At 67.9% G+C, this 15,609-nt stretch carries 13 protein-coding genes; 8 read left to right on the forward strand and 5 right to left on the reverse strand.

Annotated elements, in window-relative coordinates; genetic code table 11:
- Positions 1-86: 86 nt before the first annotated feature.
- The 4 genes from ACFWBU_RS01490 to ACFWBU_RS01505 all read left to right on the forward strand — a co-directional run bounded on the left by ACFWBU_RS01490 (position 87) and on the right by ACFWBU_RS01505 (position 6,160).
- Complete coding sequence (locus ACFWBU_RS01490; RefSeq protein ID WP_378527249.1) at positions 87-1,472, forward strand: cystathionine beta-synthase; 1,386 nt, start codon at positions 87-89, stop codon at positions 1,470-1,472.
- Positions 1,473-1,486: 14 nt separating this feature from the next.
- Positions 1,487-2,638: a cystathionine gamma-synthase gene (locus tag ACFWBU_RS01495; RefSeq protein ID WP_169621534.1), complete on the forward strand. Its 1,152-nt coding sequence runs from the start codon at positions 1,487-1,489 to the stop codon at positions 2,636-2,638.
- Positions 2,639-2,746: 108 nt separating this feature from the next.
- Positions 2,747-4,657 carry an SEC-C domain-containing protein gene (locus ACFWBU_RS01500; RefSeq protein ID WP_378527250.1) on the forward strand — a complete coding sequence of 637 codons (1,911 nt, stop codon included), beginning with the start codon at positions 2,747-2,749 and terminating at the stop codon, positions 4,655-4,657.
- A 150-nt stretch (positions 4,658-4,807) separates the two neighbouring features.
- Entirely contained in the window at positions 4,808-6,160 is a 1,353-nt protein-coding gene (locus ACFWBU_RS01505) for an NlpC/P60 family protein (RefSeq protein WP_378527252.1), read from the forward strand.
- Positions 6,161-6,235: 75 nt separating this feature from the next.
- On the opposite strand, the gene greA is transcribed toward ACFWBU_RS01505, so the two are convergent.
- Together greA and ACFWBU_RS01515 are read right to left on the reverse strand one after the other, a co-directional pair.
- On the reverse strand, positions 6,236-6,730 hold the full coding sequence (greA, locus tag ACFWBU_RS01510) for a transcription elongation factor GreA (protein ID WP_072700355.1): 495 nt from the start codon (positions 6,728-6,730) through the stop codon (positions 6,236-6,238).
- A gap of 226 nt (positions 6,731-6,956) precedes the next feature.
- Positions 6,957-7,385 (reverse strand): DUF4307 domain-containing protein, encoded by a 429-nt coding sequence (locus ACFWBU_RS01515; protein WP_169621536.1) that lies wholly within the window; start codon positions 7,383-7,385, stop codon positions 6,957-6,959.
- 180 nt (positions 7,386-7,565) lie between these two features.
- Here ACFWBU_RS01515 and mca point away from each other — a divergent pair, with 180 nt between their 5' ends.
- From mca to ACFWBU_RS01530, 3 genes are read left to right on the forward strand one after another with little or no spacing between them, the layout of a single operon-like run.
- The gene (mca, locus tag ACFWBU_RS01520; RefSeq protein ID WP_169621707.1) at positions 7,566-8,426 is read left to right on the forward strand and encodes a mycothiol conjugate amidase Mca; all 861 of its coding nucleotides are present in this window, start codon (positions 7,566-7,568) and stop codon (positions 8,424-8,426) included.
- Positions 8,423-8,764, forward strand: coding sequence for a hypothetical protein (locus ACFWBU_RS01525; RefSeq protein WP_240955116.1), 342 nt, complete (start codon positions 8,423-8,425; stop codon positions 8,762-8,764). The genes mca and ACFWBU_RS01525 overlap by 4 nt, the downstream gene beginning before the upstream one ends.
- Positions 8,765-8,798: 34 nt before the next feature.
- Positions 8,799-10,793 carry a thioredoxin domain-containing protein gene (locus ACFWBU_RS01530; protein ID WP_378527254.1) on the forward strand — a complete coding sequence of 665 codons (1,995 nt, stop codon included), beginning with the start codon at positions 8,799-8,801 and terminating at the stop codon, positions 10,791-10,793.
- 19 nt (positions 10,794-10,812) lie between these two features.
- On the opposite strand, the gene ACFWBU_RS01535 is transcribed toward ACFWBU_RS01530, so the two are convergent.
- Entirely contained in the window at positions 10,813-11,508 is a 696-nt protein-coding gene (locus ACFWBU_RS01535; RefSeq protein WP_378527255.1) for a TetR/AcrR family transcriptional regulator, read from the reverse strand.
- Positions 11,509-11,653: 145 nt separating this feature from the next.
- Between ACFWBU_RS01535 and ACFWBU_RS01540 the strand changes: the two genes are divergently transcribed.
- Entirely contained in the window at positions 11,654-13,738 is a 2,085-nt protein-coding gene (locus tag ACFWBU_RS01540) for an ABC transporter permease (RefSeq protein WP_378527256.1), read from the forward strand.
- 48 nt (positions 13,739-13,786) lie between these two features.
- Here the strand turns inward: ACFWBU_RS01540 and ACFWBU_RS01545 are convergent, their stop codons facing one another.
- The gene (locus ACFWBU_RS01545) at positions 13,787-14,716 is read right to left on the reverse strand and encodes a mechanosensitive ion channel family protein (protein ID WP_169652507.1); all 930 of its coding nucleotides are present in this window, start codon (positions 14,714-14,716) and stop codon (positions 13,787-13,789) included.
- 75 nt (positions 14,717-14,791) lie between these two features.
- Positions 14,792-15,463: a hemolysin III family protein gene (locus ACFWBU_RS01550; protein WP_378527257.1), complete on the reverse strand. Its 672-nt coding sequence runs from the start codon at positions 15,461-15,463 to the stop codon at positions 14,792-14,794.
- Positions 15,464-15,609: the final 146 nt, after the last annotated feature.

Below are 15,609 nucleotides of genomic sequence, written 5' to 3' on the forward strand. Positions count from 1 at the left end.
GGCGATGCGCCCGGGGCCTTCGTTCGTATCGAGCATCCCCGCGACCGTCCCCGCAGCGCCGGAGGCGGTCGTGGGATCATGGGGACATGCGCATTGCGGATTCGGTCGTCGACCTCATCGGAAACACCCCACTCGTCAAACTCAACTCCGTGGTGAAACCGGGGTCCGGCCTGGTGGCAGCGAAAGTCGAATACCTCAACCCCGGCGGTAGCTCCAAGGACCGCATCGCGGTGAAGATGATCGACGCTGCCGAAGCCTCGGGCGAACTGAAGCCGGGCGGCACCATCGTCGAGCCCACCTCCGGTAACACCGGCATCGGCCTTGCCCTCGTCGCCCAGCAGCGCGGATACAAATGCGTGTTCGTGTGCCCCGACAAGGTAGGCGAGGAGAAGCGCAACGTGCTCCGCGCGTACGGCGCAGAAGTGGTCGTGTGCCCGACCGCTGTGCCGCCGGAGCATCCCGACAGCTACTACAACGTCTCCGACCGGCTCGCCGCCGAACTGCCGGGAGGCTGGAAGCCCAACCAGTACTCCAACCCCGCCGGCCCGGAAAGCCACTACGAGAGCACCGGCCCCGAGATCTGGGCCGACACCGCCGGCAAGATCACGCACTTCGTCGCGGGCGTCGGTACCGGTGGCACCATCTCCGGTGCGGGCCGCTACCTCAAAGAGGTCTCGGACGGCAAGGTCAAGGTCGTCGGCGTCGACCCCGAGGGCTCGGTGTACTCGGGCGGAACCGGCCGCCCCTACCTCGTCGAGGGCGTGGGCGAAGACTTCTGGCCCAGCGCGTACGACGCGTCCATCCCCGACGAGATCATCGCCGTCTCCGACGCGGACTCGTTCGAGATGACTCGCCGGCTCGCCCGGGAAGAGGGTCTGCTCGTCGGTGGCTCGTGCGGCATGGCCATGGTCGCCGCGCTGCAGGTCGCCGAGCGGGAAGGCCCCGACGCGGTGGTGGTCGTGCTGCTGCCCGACGGCGGTCGCGGTTACCTGGCGAAGATCTTCAACGACAAGTGGATGGCCAGCTACGGCTTCCTGCGCGCGCCGCTCGACGGCAAGCCCGACGCCTCCACCGTCGGCGACGTGCTGCGGGGCAAGTCCGGTGACCTGCCCGATCTCGTGCACACCCATCCCTCCGAGACGGTCCGCGACGCGATCGAGATCCTCCGTGAGTACGGCGTGTCCCAGATGCCCGTCGTCGGCGCGGAGCCGCCCGTCACCGCCGGTGAGGTCGCCGGGTCCGTCAGCGAGCGGGAATTGCTCAGCGCCGTCTTCGAAGGTCGTGCGAACCTCGCCGACCCGGTCGCGAAGCACATGAGTGCGCCGCTGCCCAACATCGGCGTCGGCGAGTCCGTTGCCGACGCGACGAAGGCGTTCGGCGACACCGATGCGCTCATGGTCATCGACGACGGCAAGCCCGTCGGCGTCATCACGCGGCACGACCTCCTCGGATTCATCTCCCAAGGCCGATAGGACACAGATACTTCATGACCGATCAGAATCAGCACGGTTTCGCCACCCGCGCCATCCATGCGGGCTTCGAACCCGACCCGCAGACCGGTGCCGTCAACGTCCCCATCTACGCGTCGTCGACCTTCGCGCAGGACGGCGTCGGCGAGATGCGGAACGGTTTCGAGTACGCGCGCACCGGTAACCCCACCCGCCGTCCCCTCGAAGCCAATCTGGCGGCGCTCGAAAGCGGCACGTACGGGCGGGCTTTCGGCTCGGGTATGGCCGCCACCGACTGCCTCCTGCGGTCGGTGCTGCGCCCCGGCGACCACCTCGTGATCCCGAACGACGCCTACGGTGGCACGTTCCGGCTCATCGACAAGGTGTTCACGCAGTGGGGCATCGAGTACACGCCGGTCTCCGTCAACGACGCGGACGGCGTCCGGGCCGCACTCCGTCCCGAGACGAAGCTGGTGTGGCTCGAGACCCCGACCAACCCGTTGCTCAACATCGGTGACATCGAGGCTCTCGCCGGCGTCGCACACGAGGGCGGCGCCAAGCTCGTCGTGGACAACACCTTCGCCTCGCCGTACCTGCAGCAGCCGCTCACGCTCGGTGCCGACGTCGTGCTCCACTCGACCACCAAGTACATCGGCGGTCACTCCGATGTGGTCGGCGGCGCCCTGGTCACGAACGACGAGGAACTCGACACCGCGTTCGCATTCCTGCAGAACGGTGCGGGCGCGGTGCCCGGTCCGTTCGACGCCTTCCTGACCCTGCGGGGCATCAAGACCCTTGCCGTCCGCATGGAGCGGCACTGCGACAACGCGGAGAAGATCGTCGAACTGCTGTCGGGTCACAAGTCCGTCACCAAGGTGCTCTACCCCGGTCTCGACGACCATCCGGGTCACGAGTACGCGGCCGCTCAGATGCGCCGTTTCGGCGGCATGATCTCCGTACGACTCGCCGGCGGCCGACAGGCGGCCCTGGACTTCTGCAAGCGCACCGAGATCTTCACGCTCGCCGAGTCGCTCGGCGGGGTGGAATCGCTCATCGAGCACCCGGGTGCGATGACGCATGCGTCGACCGCCGGTTCCGCGCTCGAGGTTCCGGACGATCTCGTCCGTCTCTCGGTCGGTATCGAAGACGCCGCCGACCTGCTGGCCGACGTCGAGCAGGCTCTCGGCTGATCCTGCTTCTCCCGGCATCACCACGACGAAAGGCGCCCTTCGGGGCGCCTTTCGCCGTCGATACCGACGTGGCGCCGACCAGGTGGCCGACCCCGTACGATCACGAACGTGACGGACAGTGCAGCCCCCGAAGACGCCCTGATGCACGCCGCTCTCGAGGTACTGAGGATGAACGGTCCCCTCGCTACCGAAGAGCTGGCCGAGCACCTCGAGGATGCGGGTCTGGGCCAGGCCGACGCCCTGGTTCAGGACCTCGAGGAGCTACCCCCGCATCCCCTCGTCCTGTCTCTGCCCGACGGCCGGTTCGCGGCTCTCGATGCGTTGTTCGAAGGACGTGTCTTCACTCATCGGCTCTCGGCCGACGAGATCACCCGTGACCTCATCGCTGTCGACGACGTCGAACCGTTGCTGCTGCTCGTCTCCGAGCACGACGACTTCGAACTCGTCGCGGTGGACGAGCAACGCGACCGCCTCGCCGAGCGCGGCGTGACCTACGACGATCCGCTGCCGCCGGAAGTCCTGCTGTTTCCGCGTGGGACGTTCGCGGGCCGGTCCCCGGGTGATCTCGTGGCGCTCACCGCCGGTGGTGGCAGGCTCTCGCTGGTGCCGGTTGTCGCCGATCCCACTCCCGTGCCCGCTCTGCTCGCCGTCCTCGGACGCCGGAGCGCCGACGGCGCCGCCGCGAGTCTCGACGACGAGCTTCTCCAGATACTGGCCGACACCCCGTCGGCGTTCACCGAACCGGCCCCGCCGTTGACCGAGGCGATCGAAGCGGCCGGTCTGGAGCGGTCGGGTGACCTCGTTGCTCCCGAAGGGTTCGATTTCGAGGGGTACATCAGCAGGACGATGTTCGACGAGTACGCCGACCAGCTCGGTATCCCCGTCGACGCGGTCCCGGGTGTCGCTCTGTTCGCATCGCTCGTCGACGCGATCGACTCCGGTGACGATGCCGATCTCGAAGAACGTTTCGCAGAGGGCAAATCCGGTTTGTTCGCGGTCCTGGCAGACCCCGAGATCGCCGAGACCGTACTGGACGAGTTGATCGGCGAGGAGTTCGCTCCCGCGTCCATCGAACAAGCCGCGTTGTGGCTGCTCGATCATGCGCCCCGCCGATCGGCCGCTGCCGCGTACTGGTTCGCCGCGCGTGCGGCCGAGGCCGACGGCCGGATCACGGACGCCGAGCGACTGTACGAGAAGTCCGCCGACGAGGGTGGCGAGTTCGACCTCGCGTTGTTCGATCTGGCTCGCTATGCGTCGGATCGGGGGGACGCGGTACGCGGCCTGTCGCTGCTCTCCCGGATTCCGGGCGGGGACGAGCATCCGCTCTACGACGTGCTCCAGCACTTTCAGCCTGTCGAGCGACCAGGCCTGGGGCGCAACGACCGGTGCTGGTGCGGGTCGGGCCGGAAGTACAAGGTGTGCCATCTCGGCAAGGCGGATCATCCGCTCTCGGAGCGGGCGGAATGGCTGTACGTCAAGGCGACCATGCACGCGCTCGATCCGTCGTGGGCCGACGAGCGGGTCGCGCTGGCGGAGGCGCGCGCCGGATACGGAGACGACGACGCGGTCGCCGATGCCGTCCACGACCCGTTGGTCGACGACGTACTCCTCCACGAGGCGGGAGCTTTCGCGGACTTCGTCGAGCGCCGGGGTGTGCTTCTTCCCGAGGACGAGGCGGAGCTGGCGCGGCGATGGACCGGTGTCGCGCGGTCGGTGTTCGAGGTGCTCGACGTCCGTCCAGGCGAGGGCATGGCCTTGCGAGATGCCCGGAGCGACACCGTAACCGAGGTCCACGTGCCGACGATCACGGGCGAACTCCCGGCCGGGACGCTGCTGTGCGCGCGGGTCCTTCCTGCCGGCGAGTTGCACGTGATGCCGGGCGGCGCGGAGGTGGTCACGGAAGAGCAGCGCGAGGTGCTGCTCGAGATGCTCGGCGACGATCCGGTGGACGCGGTGGACCTCGTCGAGGCCCTCACCGGGGCCGACGCGGCCGACTTTTTCGCCTCCGTGGACGAGTAACTTTCAGCGCTCCCGTCCCAGTGATCTCACCAGCCCCAAAACTGAAACCTGTTCTCGAATATATGTGATATGAAGTAGCAGTATTCGTACCGGTGACGGGCGTCACAAGTACGGTGAGGGTGTTCGGTCATCGGGATGTGGGGGTTGTGGATGTCAGTCGACCCGTCTGCGGTCATCGTGGCGGTGGCCACGGCAGCAAGCGCACTCGTGCAGGGAGCCGACATACCAGCGGAAGTAAAGGACCAGGCCACACAGGTAATCGAGTCTTTCGAAGCTGCGGCTCCGGCAACGGATACAGGTGTTCAGGACTTGGTGGCCGCGCTGCCCGAGCCGGTGCAGGAGAGTGCGCAACAGGCCGTCGCAGACGCAACGCAGTCGGTCGCGGAGGCCATCGAGCCGCACCTTCCCGCCGAGGCGGCAGCCGCACTGGAACCCGCGCCGCCACTCGTACCGGCACCGCCTGCCGCTCGGCCGACGCCGTTCGGAGTGACACCGTCCCTTCCGCCTCCGCCTCTCGCGCCGAATCCCGGTCCGGGCACGGGATCCGCGGCTCCCGGAGGTGGCGGCGGGGTCACCCTCCCGTCGATGCCGGCGACCCTCCCCGGCACGACGCTCGCCCCGATCGGCGCGGTCGCGGTATTCGCTCCGTGGCTGAAGAAGGCCGGGGCGCTCTGTGACGGTGTCACCGCACCGGTGCTGGCCGCGCTCTACTCTGCGGAGAACGGATTCCGGTACGGGTCCACCGCACCCGTCTCACCGGTGGGCGCCAAGGGGCCCGGGCAGTTCATGCCCGGAACCTGGGATCAATACGGCAAAGATGTCGACGGCGACGGCAGAGCCGACATTCTCGGCATCGCCGATCCCGTGATGGCCTCGGGCAACCTGCTCTGCGACAACTACAAGCTCATCGACGACTGGAAGCGGCGCGGACTCGTCCAGGGCGACACCCTCGACTTGACGCTCGCCGCCTACAACGCGGGAGTCGGCGCCGTGCGCCGATCCGGGGGTATGCCGTCCGGGCATCCCGACTACGAGAATCAGACCAAGCCCTACGTCGCGAAGATCCGCGCGTCGGAACCGGTCTTCGCGCGCATGCTCTCGCCGTTCCTGGGGCTGGGGATCGGTGGCTCGACCGACACCGGCAATCGCATCGTCGACCTCGCGTTCAAGTTCCTCGGCCTTCCGTACGTCTGGGGCGGCGGCAACATCCACGGCCCGTCGGGCGGCGGGTTCGACTGCTCGGGACTGACGTCGCACGCGGTGTTCGCGGCGACCGGAATGACGCTCCCGCGTACATCCGAGACGCAGTGGCGCGTCGGCACCGAGATTCCGCTCCAACTCGCGCAGCCGGGCGACCTGCTGTTCGGAAACTGGCAGGCAGGCGGTCCGGGACACGTGGCGATCTACATCGGTGGAGGACAGATGGTGCACGCACCCACCACCGGAGACGTCGTCCGCGTCGGCGCGGTCTTCCCGGATATGAAGGCACGCCGCATCATCTGAGAGTCGGCAGTTCGCCGGAAACGACAAGGACCAGGCCGGAAAATCCGGCCTGGTCCTTTTTGTGCGACTCAGGGATCAGCCCTGGTACGGCTCCGCGCTGACGAGCGTCACCTTCATGGTGTTGCCGTTGGGCAGCGTGTACTCGCGGGTCTCGCCGACCTTGGCCGAGATCAGCGCGCCACCGATGGGCGAACCGGGGGAGTAGGTCTCGAGGTCGCCGTTGCGGGCGCCTTCTTCGCGCGTCGCGATCAGGAACGTTTCCGTGTCGGTCTCGTCCCCGTCGTAGTAGACGGTGACGACCGAACCGGGGAGTGCGACACCGGACTGAGTCGGTGCCACTCCCACCTTGGCGGCGCTGAGCAACTCCTGGAGCTGACGGATGCGGGCTTCCTGCTGGCCTTGCTCTTCGCGCGCCGCGTGGTAGCCGCCGTTCTCCTTGAGGTCACCCTCTTCGCGACGCTCGTTGATCTCGGCCGCGATGACGGGACGATTGGCGATGAGCTGGTCAAGTTCGGCCTTGAGTCGGTCGTACGACTCCTGGGTCAGCCAGGTCACCTGGGTCTCGGTCATCTCGATCACTTCCTTCGGGTTGGAGCCCCCGGCTCCGTGGACAAGTCGTGCACGTGCAACGACTACGAGCACGACCCCCGCAATCCCCCCTGGTATGCAGGTGAGCAGGGCCGCACTGTGCTTCTATGCAGCAATACACGGCCCCAATGGGTGGAACCGTGTATCCCGATATTCTAGCACCATCGCGGTGAGGTGCCGGGAAAACCGCTGCTGAGAGCGATGAAACTCAGGGCGCGCGCAGGTAGTCCGGGGCGTCCGTGCTGCAGCCGTACTCGTCGGCCATTCCGGGGCGTTGCGTGGTGGTGATCCGCGACGTGAGGACGACGGTGGGGGAATCGGATGCGGGGATCAGAACCTCGCGCCGGCCCGTCTCGCTGCCGTCTTTCGACCGCGCGCGGATGACGCACACCGCGTCTTGCGTGGGATCGTCGCGGGTGACCTTGAGTTGCACGTCGATGGCGTGATCGTCGACGACATCGAACGCCACGATCTCCGACTCGATCGGCGCCGAGTTGTTCTGGAACAACACGAACGCGAGCAGCAGGCCCGCGACGAGACCCGCCGCGGTGAAGCCCCAGCGTCTGCCCCGCATCGACCCCTTCTTCGAGGGGTAGCGATCGGAGGGGTAACGGTCGGTCGTGGTGGTGTTGCTCATCACTTTGCCTTCGAGCCCGTGCAGGCGGGCGGGCGGTGCCGCGGGGTCACGGCTGACGGAGGGATTATCAGGTGGAACTATAGGGGAAGGACCCGAACGGCCCGCGAGGCGGTCGCCGGTGCGGTCACGACCATGCACAAGACGTGAGGTGGAGGAAAACACGTGAGCGGACTACGGCTCATGGCCGTGCATGCCCATCCCGATGACGAGTCGAGCAAGGGTGCGGCCACGATGGCGCGTTATGCGGCAGAGGGTCACGATGTTCTCGTCGTCACGCTCACTGGCGGCGAACGCGGTGACATCCTCAATCCGGCGATGGACGTCGCGGGCGTCCGCGACCGGATGAGCGAAGTGCGACGCGAGGAGATGGCCGAAGCCGCCCGCATCCTGGGCGTTCAGCAACTCTGGCTCGGCTTCGTCGACTCCGGGCTGCCCGAGGGAGACCCCAAGCCCCCGGTGCCCGAAGGCAGCTTCGCGGCGATCCCGCTCGACGAACCGGTACGCAGGCTCGTCAAGGTAATCCGCGAGTTCCGGCCCCACGTGATGACCACCTACGACGAGAACGGCGGCTACCCGCACCCGGACCACATCCGGTGCCACGAGGTGTCGGTCGCCGCGTTCGACGCCGCAGCGGACCCCGAGTTCCATCCCGAACTCGGTGAGCCGTGGGAAGTGGCCAAGCTCTACTACTCGCACGGCTTCATCCGCAAGCGGATCGAGCTCTTCCGCGACGAGTACGTGCGTCGCGGCGAGAAGTTCCCGATGGACGAATGGCTCAGCCGGTGGAAGACCGAGCAGGGCGACCTCATGGCCCGGGTGACAACCCAGATAACCTGTGGTGACTACTTCCCGCAGCGTGACGATGCGCTGCGGGCACACGCCACGCAGATCGATCCCAACGGCTCCTTCTTCGCGGTGCCGTTGGACATCCAGCAGAAGGTCTGGCCGACGGAGGAGTTCGAGTTGGCCAAGACCCGCGTGGTCACGCAGATTCCCGAGACGGATCTGTTCGCGGGCATCGAGGACGGACGGGTGAAATGACGGTAGACACGCTGGCGGTCGCGGTCCTGGCACAGGACCCGACCGGTCCCGAGTTCGGCAAGGCGTCGCCTTTCGGTCTCGCGCTGGTCGTGGTGCTGCTGATCGCGACGGCCCTACTGATCTGGAACATGAACAAGCGTCTCGGCAAGCTGCCCGAGACCTTCGAGCCGGAGAATCCCGAGCCCGACCAGCTGGTGGACGACGGCACCCTGCCGGGCGTCGTGCAGGCCGGCGATGCGGCATCTCCGTCCACCACGACGGGAGCCACCGCCGTCGAGCTCGGAAAGACGGAGTCGCCGGCGGATCCGGAGCGCACGCCTCCCACCGCGTCGAACTGACGTCGTCGCCCGCGCTTCGACGTAACGTGGGGGAATGGCGAATCTCCTTGCGGATTCACTGAGTCCCTACCTGCGGCAGCACGCCGGTAACCCGGTCGACTGGCACGAGTGGGGCGAGGCAGCACTCGCGGAGGCGCGTGAGCGCGACGTGCCGATACTCCTGTCCATCGGCTACGCCGCGTGCCACTGGTGTCACGTCATGGCGCACGAGTCCTTCGAGGACGAGGCGACCGCTGCGGTCATGAACGAGCACTTCGTGTGCATCAAGGTCGACCGGGAGGAACGCCCCGACCTCGACGCGATCTACATGAACGCGACCGTCGCGACCACCGGGCAGGGCGGATGGCCGATGACGTGCTTTCTCACTCCCGACGGTGCGCCGTTCTATTGCGGCACCTACTACCCGAGCACGCCGCGCGGGGGGATGCCGTCCTTCCAGCAGCTGCTCCACGCGATCACCGACACGTGGCACCAGCGACGCGACGACGTCGGAAAGGCCGCGGCCGCGATCGTCGGGGAGTTGCAGCGCAGCAGCGGTGGACTGCCGCCCGGCGCGGGCAGAGTCGACGCCGCACTGCTCGACGCCGCCGTGTCGGCGGTCGCGCGTGACGAGGACCGCGAACACGGCGGATTCGGGGGAGCGCCGAAGTTTCCGCCGTCGAATCTGCTCGAAGGTCTCCTGCGCGGGTACGAGCGCACGCGCCGCACCGACACGCTCGATCTCGTCTCCCGTACCGCGGAGGCGATGGCGCGCGGCGGTATCTACGACCAGCTCGGGGGCGGATTCGCGCGCTACAGCGTCGACGCCGGCTGGGTGGTGCCGCACTTCGAGAAGATGCTCTACGACAACGCGCTGCTGCTGCGGTTCTACGCCCATCTCGCCCGGGTTACCGGTGCGGTGCTCTTCCGGCGGGTAGCGGAGGAGACCGCCACCTTTCTCCTGCGCGACCTGCTGACCGCCGAAGGCGGCTTCGCCTCGGCGCTCGACGCCGACACCGACGGCATCGAAGGCCTCACCTACGCGTGGGCACCCGCGCAGCTCGCCGAGGTGCTCGGGCCGGACGACGGCGCCTGGGCGGCGCACGTCTTCTCCGTGACTCGGGAGGGAACCTTCGAAGCCGGCACCTCCGTGCTGCAGTTGCGCGACGATCCCGACGACGCGGAGCGGTTCGCGCGGGTGCGCGAACGGCTGTTCCTGTCGAGGCAGACCAGGCCGCAACCAGCCCGCGACGACAAGGTCGTCACCGTCTGGAACGGTTTCGCCGTCACCGCGCTCGCCGAGGCGGGAGTGGCCTTCGGCGTCACCGAGTGGATCGAGGCCGCCGCGACGTGCGCCCGGACGCTGCTGGACCGGCACCTGGTGGACGGCCGTCTGCGACGGGCATCGCTCGGTGGGGTGGTGGGTGAGCCTGCCGGGGTGCTCGAGGATTACGGAGCATTCGTCACCGCGCTCGTCGCGCTGCACCAGGCAACCGGCGATGCGAGCTGGCTCGCTCCCGCCCGCGGGCTCGCCGATACTGCTCTGGCCGCCTTCGCCGACCAGGAGAAATCGGGTAGCTGGTTCGACACCGCACACGACGCCACGACACTCGTCGCGCGGCCGCGAGATCCGATGGACGGCGCGACTCCGGCGGGCGCGTCGCTGATCGCCGAGGCGTTGCTGTCGATGTCGGCACTCGAGGACGGTGACGGCCGGTACGCCACCGCTGCCCATGCGTCCCTGGCCGCCGCGTCGATACTGCTCGAGCGTGCCCCCCGGTCGGCGGGCCATTGGCTGACCGTGGCGGAGGCGGCCGTTCGAGGGCCTCTCCAGATCGCCGTCGCCGGCGGCGGCGACCTCCTGCAGGCCGCACGGCACGCCGCACCCGGTGGCGCGATCGTCGTGGGCGGTGATCCGGGCTCGTCACCGCTGCTCGTGGACAGGCCGCTCGTCGACGGCGTACCCACCGCCTACGTGTGCCGGGGGTTCGTGTGCGACCGTCCGGTGACGTCGGTGCCCGATCTCCTGGACGTACTCGCGGCCTCGTGAACGACGCGCGACGCGCTCGTCATGCCCAGGTGGACTCGGCTCGGGAGCCGAGGAAGTCGCCTTCGCTGGTCACGGGTGCCTCGAGCATGCCCGCGCACGCGTCGACGAGGAAGTAGGCGAAGCCGGTCCAGTTCGGCTCGAGGGATTCGCGCTCGAGACGTTCTTCGTACTCGGCGCACGCGTCGATCACCATGTGCCCGAGAAGCCACGACCGGCCGGTGATGACCGACGCGGGAAGATCCGACACGGTCGCGCGCGCCCGGCCGATGAGGTGGACGATGTCCGGGTCCGCCGTGGTGTTCGCGGCCACGGTCGCGACCATGGAGGGCACCGTACGCAGTTGCCGGAGAAATCGCGCTCGCCAACTCGGGGCGGGAAGCGAAGCCAGCTGGTCCGTCAACGGAACGATGAGGCAGCTCAACAGGTCTCGTAGTCCCGGCTCCGGACCGAGCAACTCGACGAGTTCCCGCCGCCGACGTCGCGCGTCCTCCGAATACCGCATCATCGTCGCGCGCACGAGAGCATCGCGACTGCCGAAGTGGTAGCTGACGGCGGAATGGTTCGCGTTGCCGGCGTGCTCGGCGATGCGCCGGTTCGACACCGCGTCCACTCCGAACGTGGCGAAGAGTTCCTCGGCCGAATCGAGGAGCGCCTGTCGTGCCTGGTCGCCGTATGTGCCCACGGTCGTTGCCGCCGCCTTTCTGTGTCGGGTCACCAGTGTGCCCAGTGCCGATGGGACGAAGGTCACCAACGTTCGGCTTGTCGAGTTTAAGACATGCCGCGTAACTTTTTAAGTCGGGCAGCGTATTTCTGGAGCACACCGGGAGCCGCGTCAGCCCGGACACCCGAGGAGATACGAATTGACCGACACACTCGCGCCCGAGAAGAACGGCCCGCCGGGAGGTGACGCCGACGAGGCCGACCTCGCACGTGCTCGCAAGGAACACATCGGCCGCTACGTCGCGATGATCCTGCTGCCGTTCGTGATGGTCTCGATGATGATCACGGGCTACCTGGCCGCGATGCACTCGCCTGCCCCCAACAACATGCCGATCGCGGTGGCCGGGCCGGCCCAGCAAGCGGAGCAGTTCGCTCGCGCCCTCGAGGACGCCGACCCCGACGCTGTGGACGTCCGTGTCGTCTCCGGCGCCGACGCCGCTCGCGATCTCGTTCTGGCCCGCGAGGTGTCGGGCGCGGTGGCACTCGCCGAGAACGGCACCGCGACGGTGTACACGGCCGGTGCCGCCGGTGCCTCGCAGTCCTCCATGGTCAGCGGCCTGCTCGCACCGCCGGTGCTGGGACAGGGCCTCGATCTCGTGGTGGAGGATCTCGCCCCGCTGCCTGCGCACGACACCGCCGGACTGGCGGCGATGTTCATGGCCACCGCACTCATGCTCGCGGGCTACATGCCGTTGAGCGTCATGCTGTCGAACTCTCCGGAACTCCTGCGGATCCGACGTGTGGTCCCGTTGCTGGCGGGATGGTCCGCCCTCATCGCCTTCCTCGTGTGGCTCGTGGCCGGCCCGGTCCTCGGCGCGGTCGAGGGCAACACCGCCGCAGTCCTGGGCATCTCGTGGCTGTCCGTCTTCGCGGTCGGTGCGGTGCAGTTGTTCCTCACCCGCATCCTCGGACCGATGGCCGTCATCGCCGGCATGTTGTTCCTGATGGTCCTCGGCGTTCCGGCATCCAACATGGGCATGTCGGTGCATGCGCTGCCGGGGCTGTACGCGACGCTGCACGGTTTCCTGCCGACCGCGGCCACCGGTGAAGCGCTGCGTTCGGTCCTGTACTTCGGAGGTGACGGCCTCGGCGGTCACTTGCTGGTACTCGCCGTCGGAGCCCTACTCGCGCTCGTCGCGACCGTGGGCGTCGACGCGCTGAAGCGTCGTCGCAACCCTGACGCGGGCGACCCCGAGATCACGCTGCCGTCGCTGACCGCCGGACCGCGTCCGGCCAGCAACCGCGTCCGCTATGTGACGCTGGCGTTCTTCCCGCTGGGCATGGTCGTGATGATGCTCTCGTTCATGCTGGGTGCGATGTACCAGCCGGCTCCGCGCGACATGCCCGTCACGGTGGTGGCCGCGACCACCGAGCAGGCCGAGCAGGTGGTTGCGGGTCTGGAAGAGAACATGACCGGCCTGTTCGCCCTGGAGGCATCCGACTCGGTGGACGCGGCACGCGCCGCCGTCCAGGACCGGACGGCCGTCGCCGCCTACGTCCTCCCGTCCGCGACGTCGCCCACCGCGACCCTCGTCACCAACGAAGCCGCGGGTGTGAGTCAGCAGCAGGTCGTGACGACGGTCTTCGGTCAGGTGGCCGCCGGTTCCCAGATGCCGCTCACCGTCGAAAACCTCGCGCCGCTGCCGGGTGCCGACTCCATGGGGACGGTGACGCTCTACGTCGCGATGGGCTGGATCATGTCCGGGTTCATGCTCGTCGTGGTGGCGAGCAGCGCGCAGCCCGCCGCGATGCGCCTGCGTCGGCTTCTGCCCATCGCCGCCGGGTGGTCGGTGTTCATGTCGACTGTCATCTGGGTCATTGCCGACCCGATCGTGGGAGCCGTCGACGGCCACTTCTGGCAGCTGTTCGCCACGGGTATCGTCGCGATCTTCTCGACGGCGCTGTTCACCGCGGTTCCGGCTCGACTGTTCGGGCTGCTGGCGGTGCTCCCGGCGGTAGCCATCCTCATGTTCCTGGGTGTCCCCGCGTCCAACGGTGCGCTGTCGGTGTACATGACGCCGGAGATCTTCACGACGCTGCACGCGGTGCTGCCGATGCCGGCCGCCGTGGAGTCCGTCCGGTCGATTCTCTACTTCGGCGGCGACACGGTCGGAAGCCACCTCGTCACCTTCGCCATCTGGGGTGCGGCCTCGCTTGTGTGCGTCGTCGTGATCGACGCCGTGCGGGCGCGGTCGGCCGCACGGAAGCAGGCCGTCGACGCCTGACCCCGGTTGTCCCACCCCGGCCGGCGATGCGCACCCGCGCGTCGCCGGTCAGGTGTGTGCGGGCGTGAGCATCACCGACGCCGAGTCGATGTCCTCCTTATCGAACGCCTCGAGTACGGCACGGGTGAGCGAGCGACGTACGCCCCACTGCTTGCCGGCACGCACCCGCACCGTCAGCCGCAGCGTCACGACACCGGCGCTCACAGAGTTGACCCCGAGCAATTCGGGCTTGTCGAGCACGTCGGCCACGATGTCGTCGCCCTCGACCCGGTCGAGCACCGCACGCAGCGCCACCTGACAGGCCCGGTGCACGTTGGCCGTCGGCGCGATCGGGATGTCGACCACGGCGACCGCGTGTCCCTGGCTCATGTTGCCGACCCTGAGGATTTCGCCGTTGCGGCAGAACCACAGGGTGCCGTCGATGTCGCGGATCGTGGTCACACGCAGACCCACCGATTCCACCGTGCCCACGGCGTCGCCCACGTCCACCACGTCGCCCACGCCGTACTGGTCCTCGAGAAGCATGAACATTCCGGAGATGAAGTCGCGGACCAGGTTCTGTGCACCGAAACCGAGCGCAACGCCCGCGATGCCGGCGGAGGCGATGAACGGTGCGACGTTGAAGCCGAGACTGTCGAGCGTCTGCAACACTGCCCAGACCAGCACGATGATCGACACACCCGATTTGAAGACCGAGCCGATGGTCTGCGCGCGCTGCGTCCGGCGTTCGCGCGCGTGCGGGTCGCCGACGGCCTTGCCTGCGCGTTGCTGCAGCGGCTTGAGGATCGAGAGCCGTGGCCCCTTCGAGGGGTCGCGAGGCTTGGTCATCCGGTCGATCAGGCGGTGCAACACGAATCGGAGCACGATCGCCGCGACGATATAGCTTGCGATCGCCAACGGGCGTTCGATGAGCCACTCACGGTTGGTCTCGGTCAGTTCGAAGGCCAGGCTCCAGCCGGGCAGGTTCGGCATAGACATCGTTCGCGAGTGTACAAATCTGTGACTTGTGGGGCGCCTGCTGTGAGATGTGACACGTGAGCCCAGCGAGAGCGCTCAGCCGAACACGACGAGCCACACCGCGACGGCATGACAGAGCGCGGCGAGCACCGTCGCGGCATGGAAGAACTCGTGATACCCGAACGTCGAGGGCCAGGGATCCGGCCATTTCGTCGCATAGAGAACGGCTCCTGCGCTGTAGAGCAGACCGCCTGCCAGCAGGAGCAGCATCGGCACCAGTCCCGCCTCGTCGACCAGGTCGCCCGCGACCGGCACGATGGCCCAGCCGAGCAGCAGGTAGAGGGGAACGCCGACCCATCGGGGCGCGGTGGGCCAGAGCATCTTCAGTGCCACGCCCGCGAGCGCTCCCGCCCACACCACGACGAGGAGGGTCCGGCCGGTCTCGGCGGGCAACGCCAGCACGGCGAACGGCGTGTAACTCCCGGCGATGAAGACGAAGATCATCGAGTGGTCGGCTCGCTTCATCCACATGCGCGCGCCGGGATCGGTCCAATGGACCCGGTGATAGAGCGCGCTCACTCCGAAGACGCCGCAGACCGTCGCGCTGTAGATCGCGGTCGGCCACACCGCGTCCGGCCGATCGGCGAGGAAGACCGACGCGAGGGCGAGGGTGATCCCTGCGACCACGGCGATCGTGAAAGCCCACAGGTGAATCCATCCCCGCATACGGGGTTTGACCGGCAGTTCTTCGATGCCGAAAGCCGTCATGAGGACGCCCCACCTTCTCGACTCGCAGGTAACCTACGGTGCCGTAGGTCGAGTTCGAGGTCACGATACCGCCTGTGGAAGCGTCGCGACCGGCAGTGTGACCACCGCCGCGACCCGTCACTCGGGTGGGCGTAATGTGACCCACG

The organism is Rhodococcus sp. NPDC060084, from assembly GCF_042730335.1.
Lineage (GTDB): Bacteria > Actinomycetota > Actinomycetes > Mycobacteriales > Mycobacteriaceae > Rhodococcus.

What these genes read in the sequence shown, in the direction of transcription:
- ACFWBU_RS01490 (WP_378527249.1), top strand. Translation starts at nt 87, where the DNA reads ATGCGCATTGCGGATTCGGTCGTCGACCTCATCGGAAACACCCCACTC.
- ACFWBU_RS01495 (WP_169621534.1), top strand. Translation starts at nt 1,487, where the DNA reads ATGACCGATCAGAATCAGCACGGTTTCGCCACCCGCGCCATCCATGCG.
- ACFWBU_RS01505 (WP_378527252.1), top strand. Translation starts at nt 4,808, where the DNA reads ATGTCAGTCGACCCGTCTGCGGTCATCGTGGCGGTGGCCACGGCAGCA.
- greA (WP_072700355.1), bottom strand. Translation starts at nt 6,730, where the DNA reads ATGACCGAGACCCAGGTGACCTGGCTGACCCAGGAGTCGTACGACCGA.
- ACFWBU_RS01515 (WP_169621536.1), bottom strand. Translation starts at nt 7,385, where the DNA reads ATGAGCAACACCACCACGACCGACCGTTACCCCTCCGATCGCTACCCC.
- mca (WP_169621707.1), top strand. Translation starts at nt 7,566, where the DNA reads ATGGCCGTGCATGCCCATCCCGATGACGAGTCGAGCAAGGGTGCGGCC.
- ACFWBU_RS01525 (WP_240955116.1), top strand. Translation starts at nt 8,423, where the DNA reads ATGACGGTAGACACGCTGGCGGTCGCGGTCCTGGCACAGGACCCGACC.
- ACFWBU_RS01530 (WP_378527254.1), top strand. Translation starts at nt 8,799, where the DNA reads ATGGCGAATCTCCTTGCGGATTCACTGAGTCCCTACCTGCGGCAGCAC.
- ACFWBU_RS01545 (WP_169652507.1), bottom strand. Translation starts at nt 14,716, where the DNA reads ATGTCTATGCCGAACCTGCCCGGCTGGAGCCTGGCCTTCGAACTGACC.
- ACFWBU_RS01550 (WP_378527257.1), bottom strand. Translation starts at nt 15,463, where the DNA reads ATGACGGCTTTCGGCATCGAAGAACTGCCGGTCAAACCCCGTATGCGG.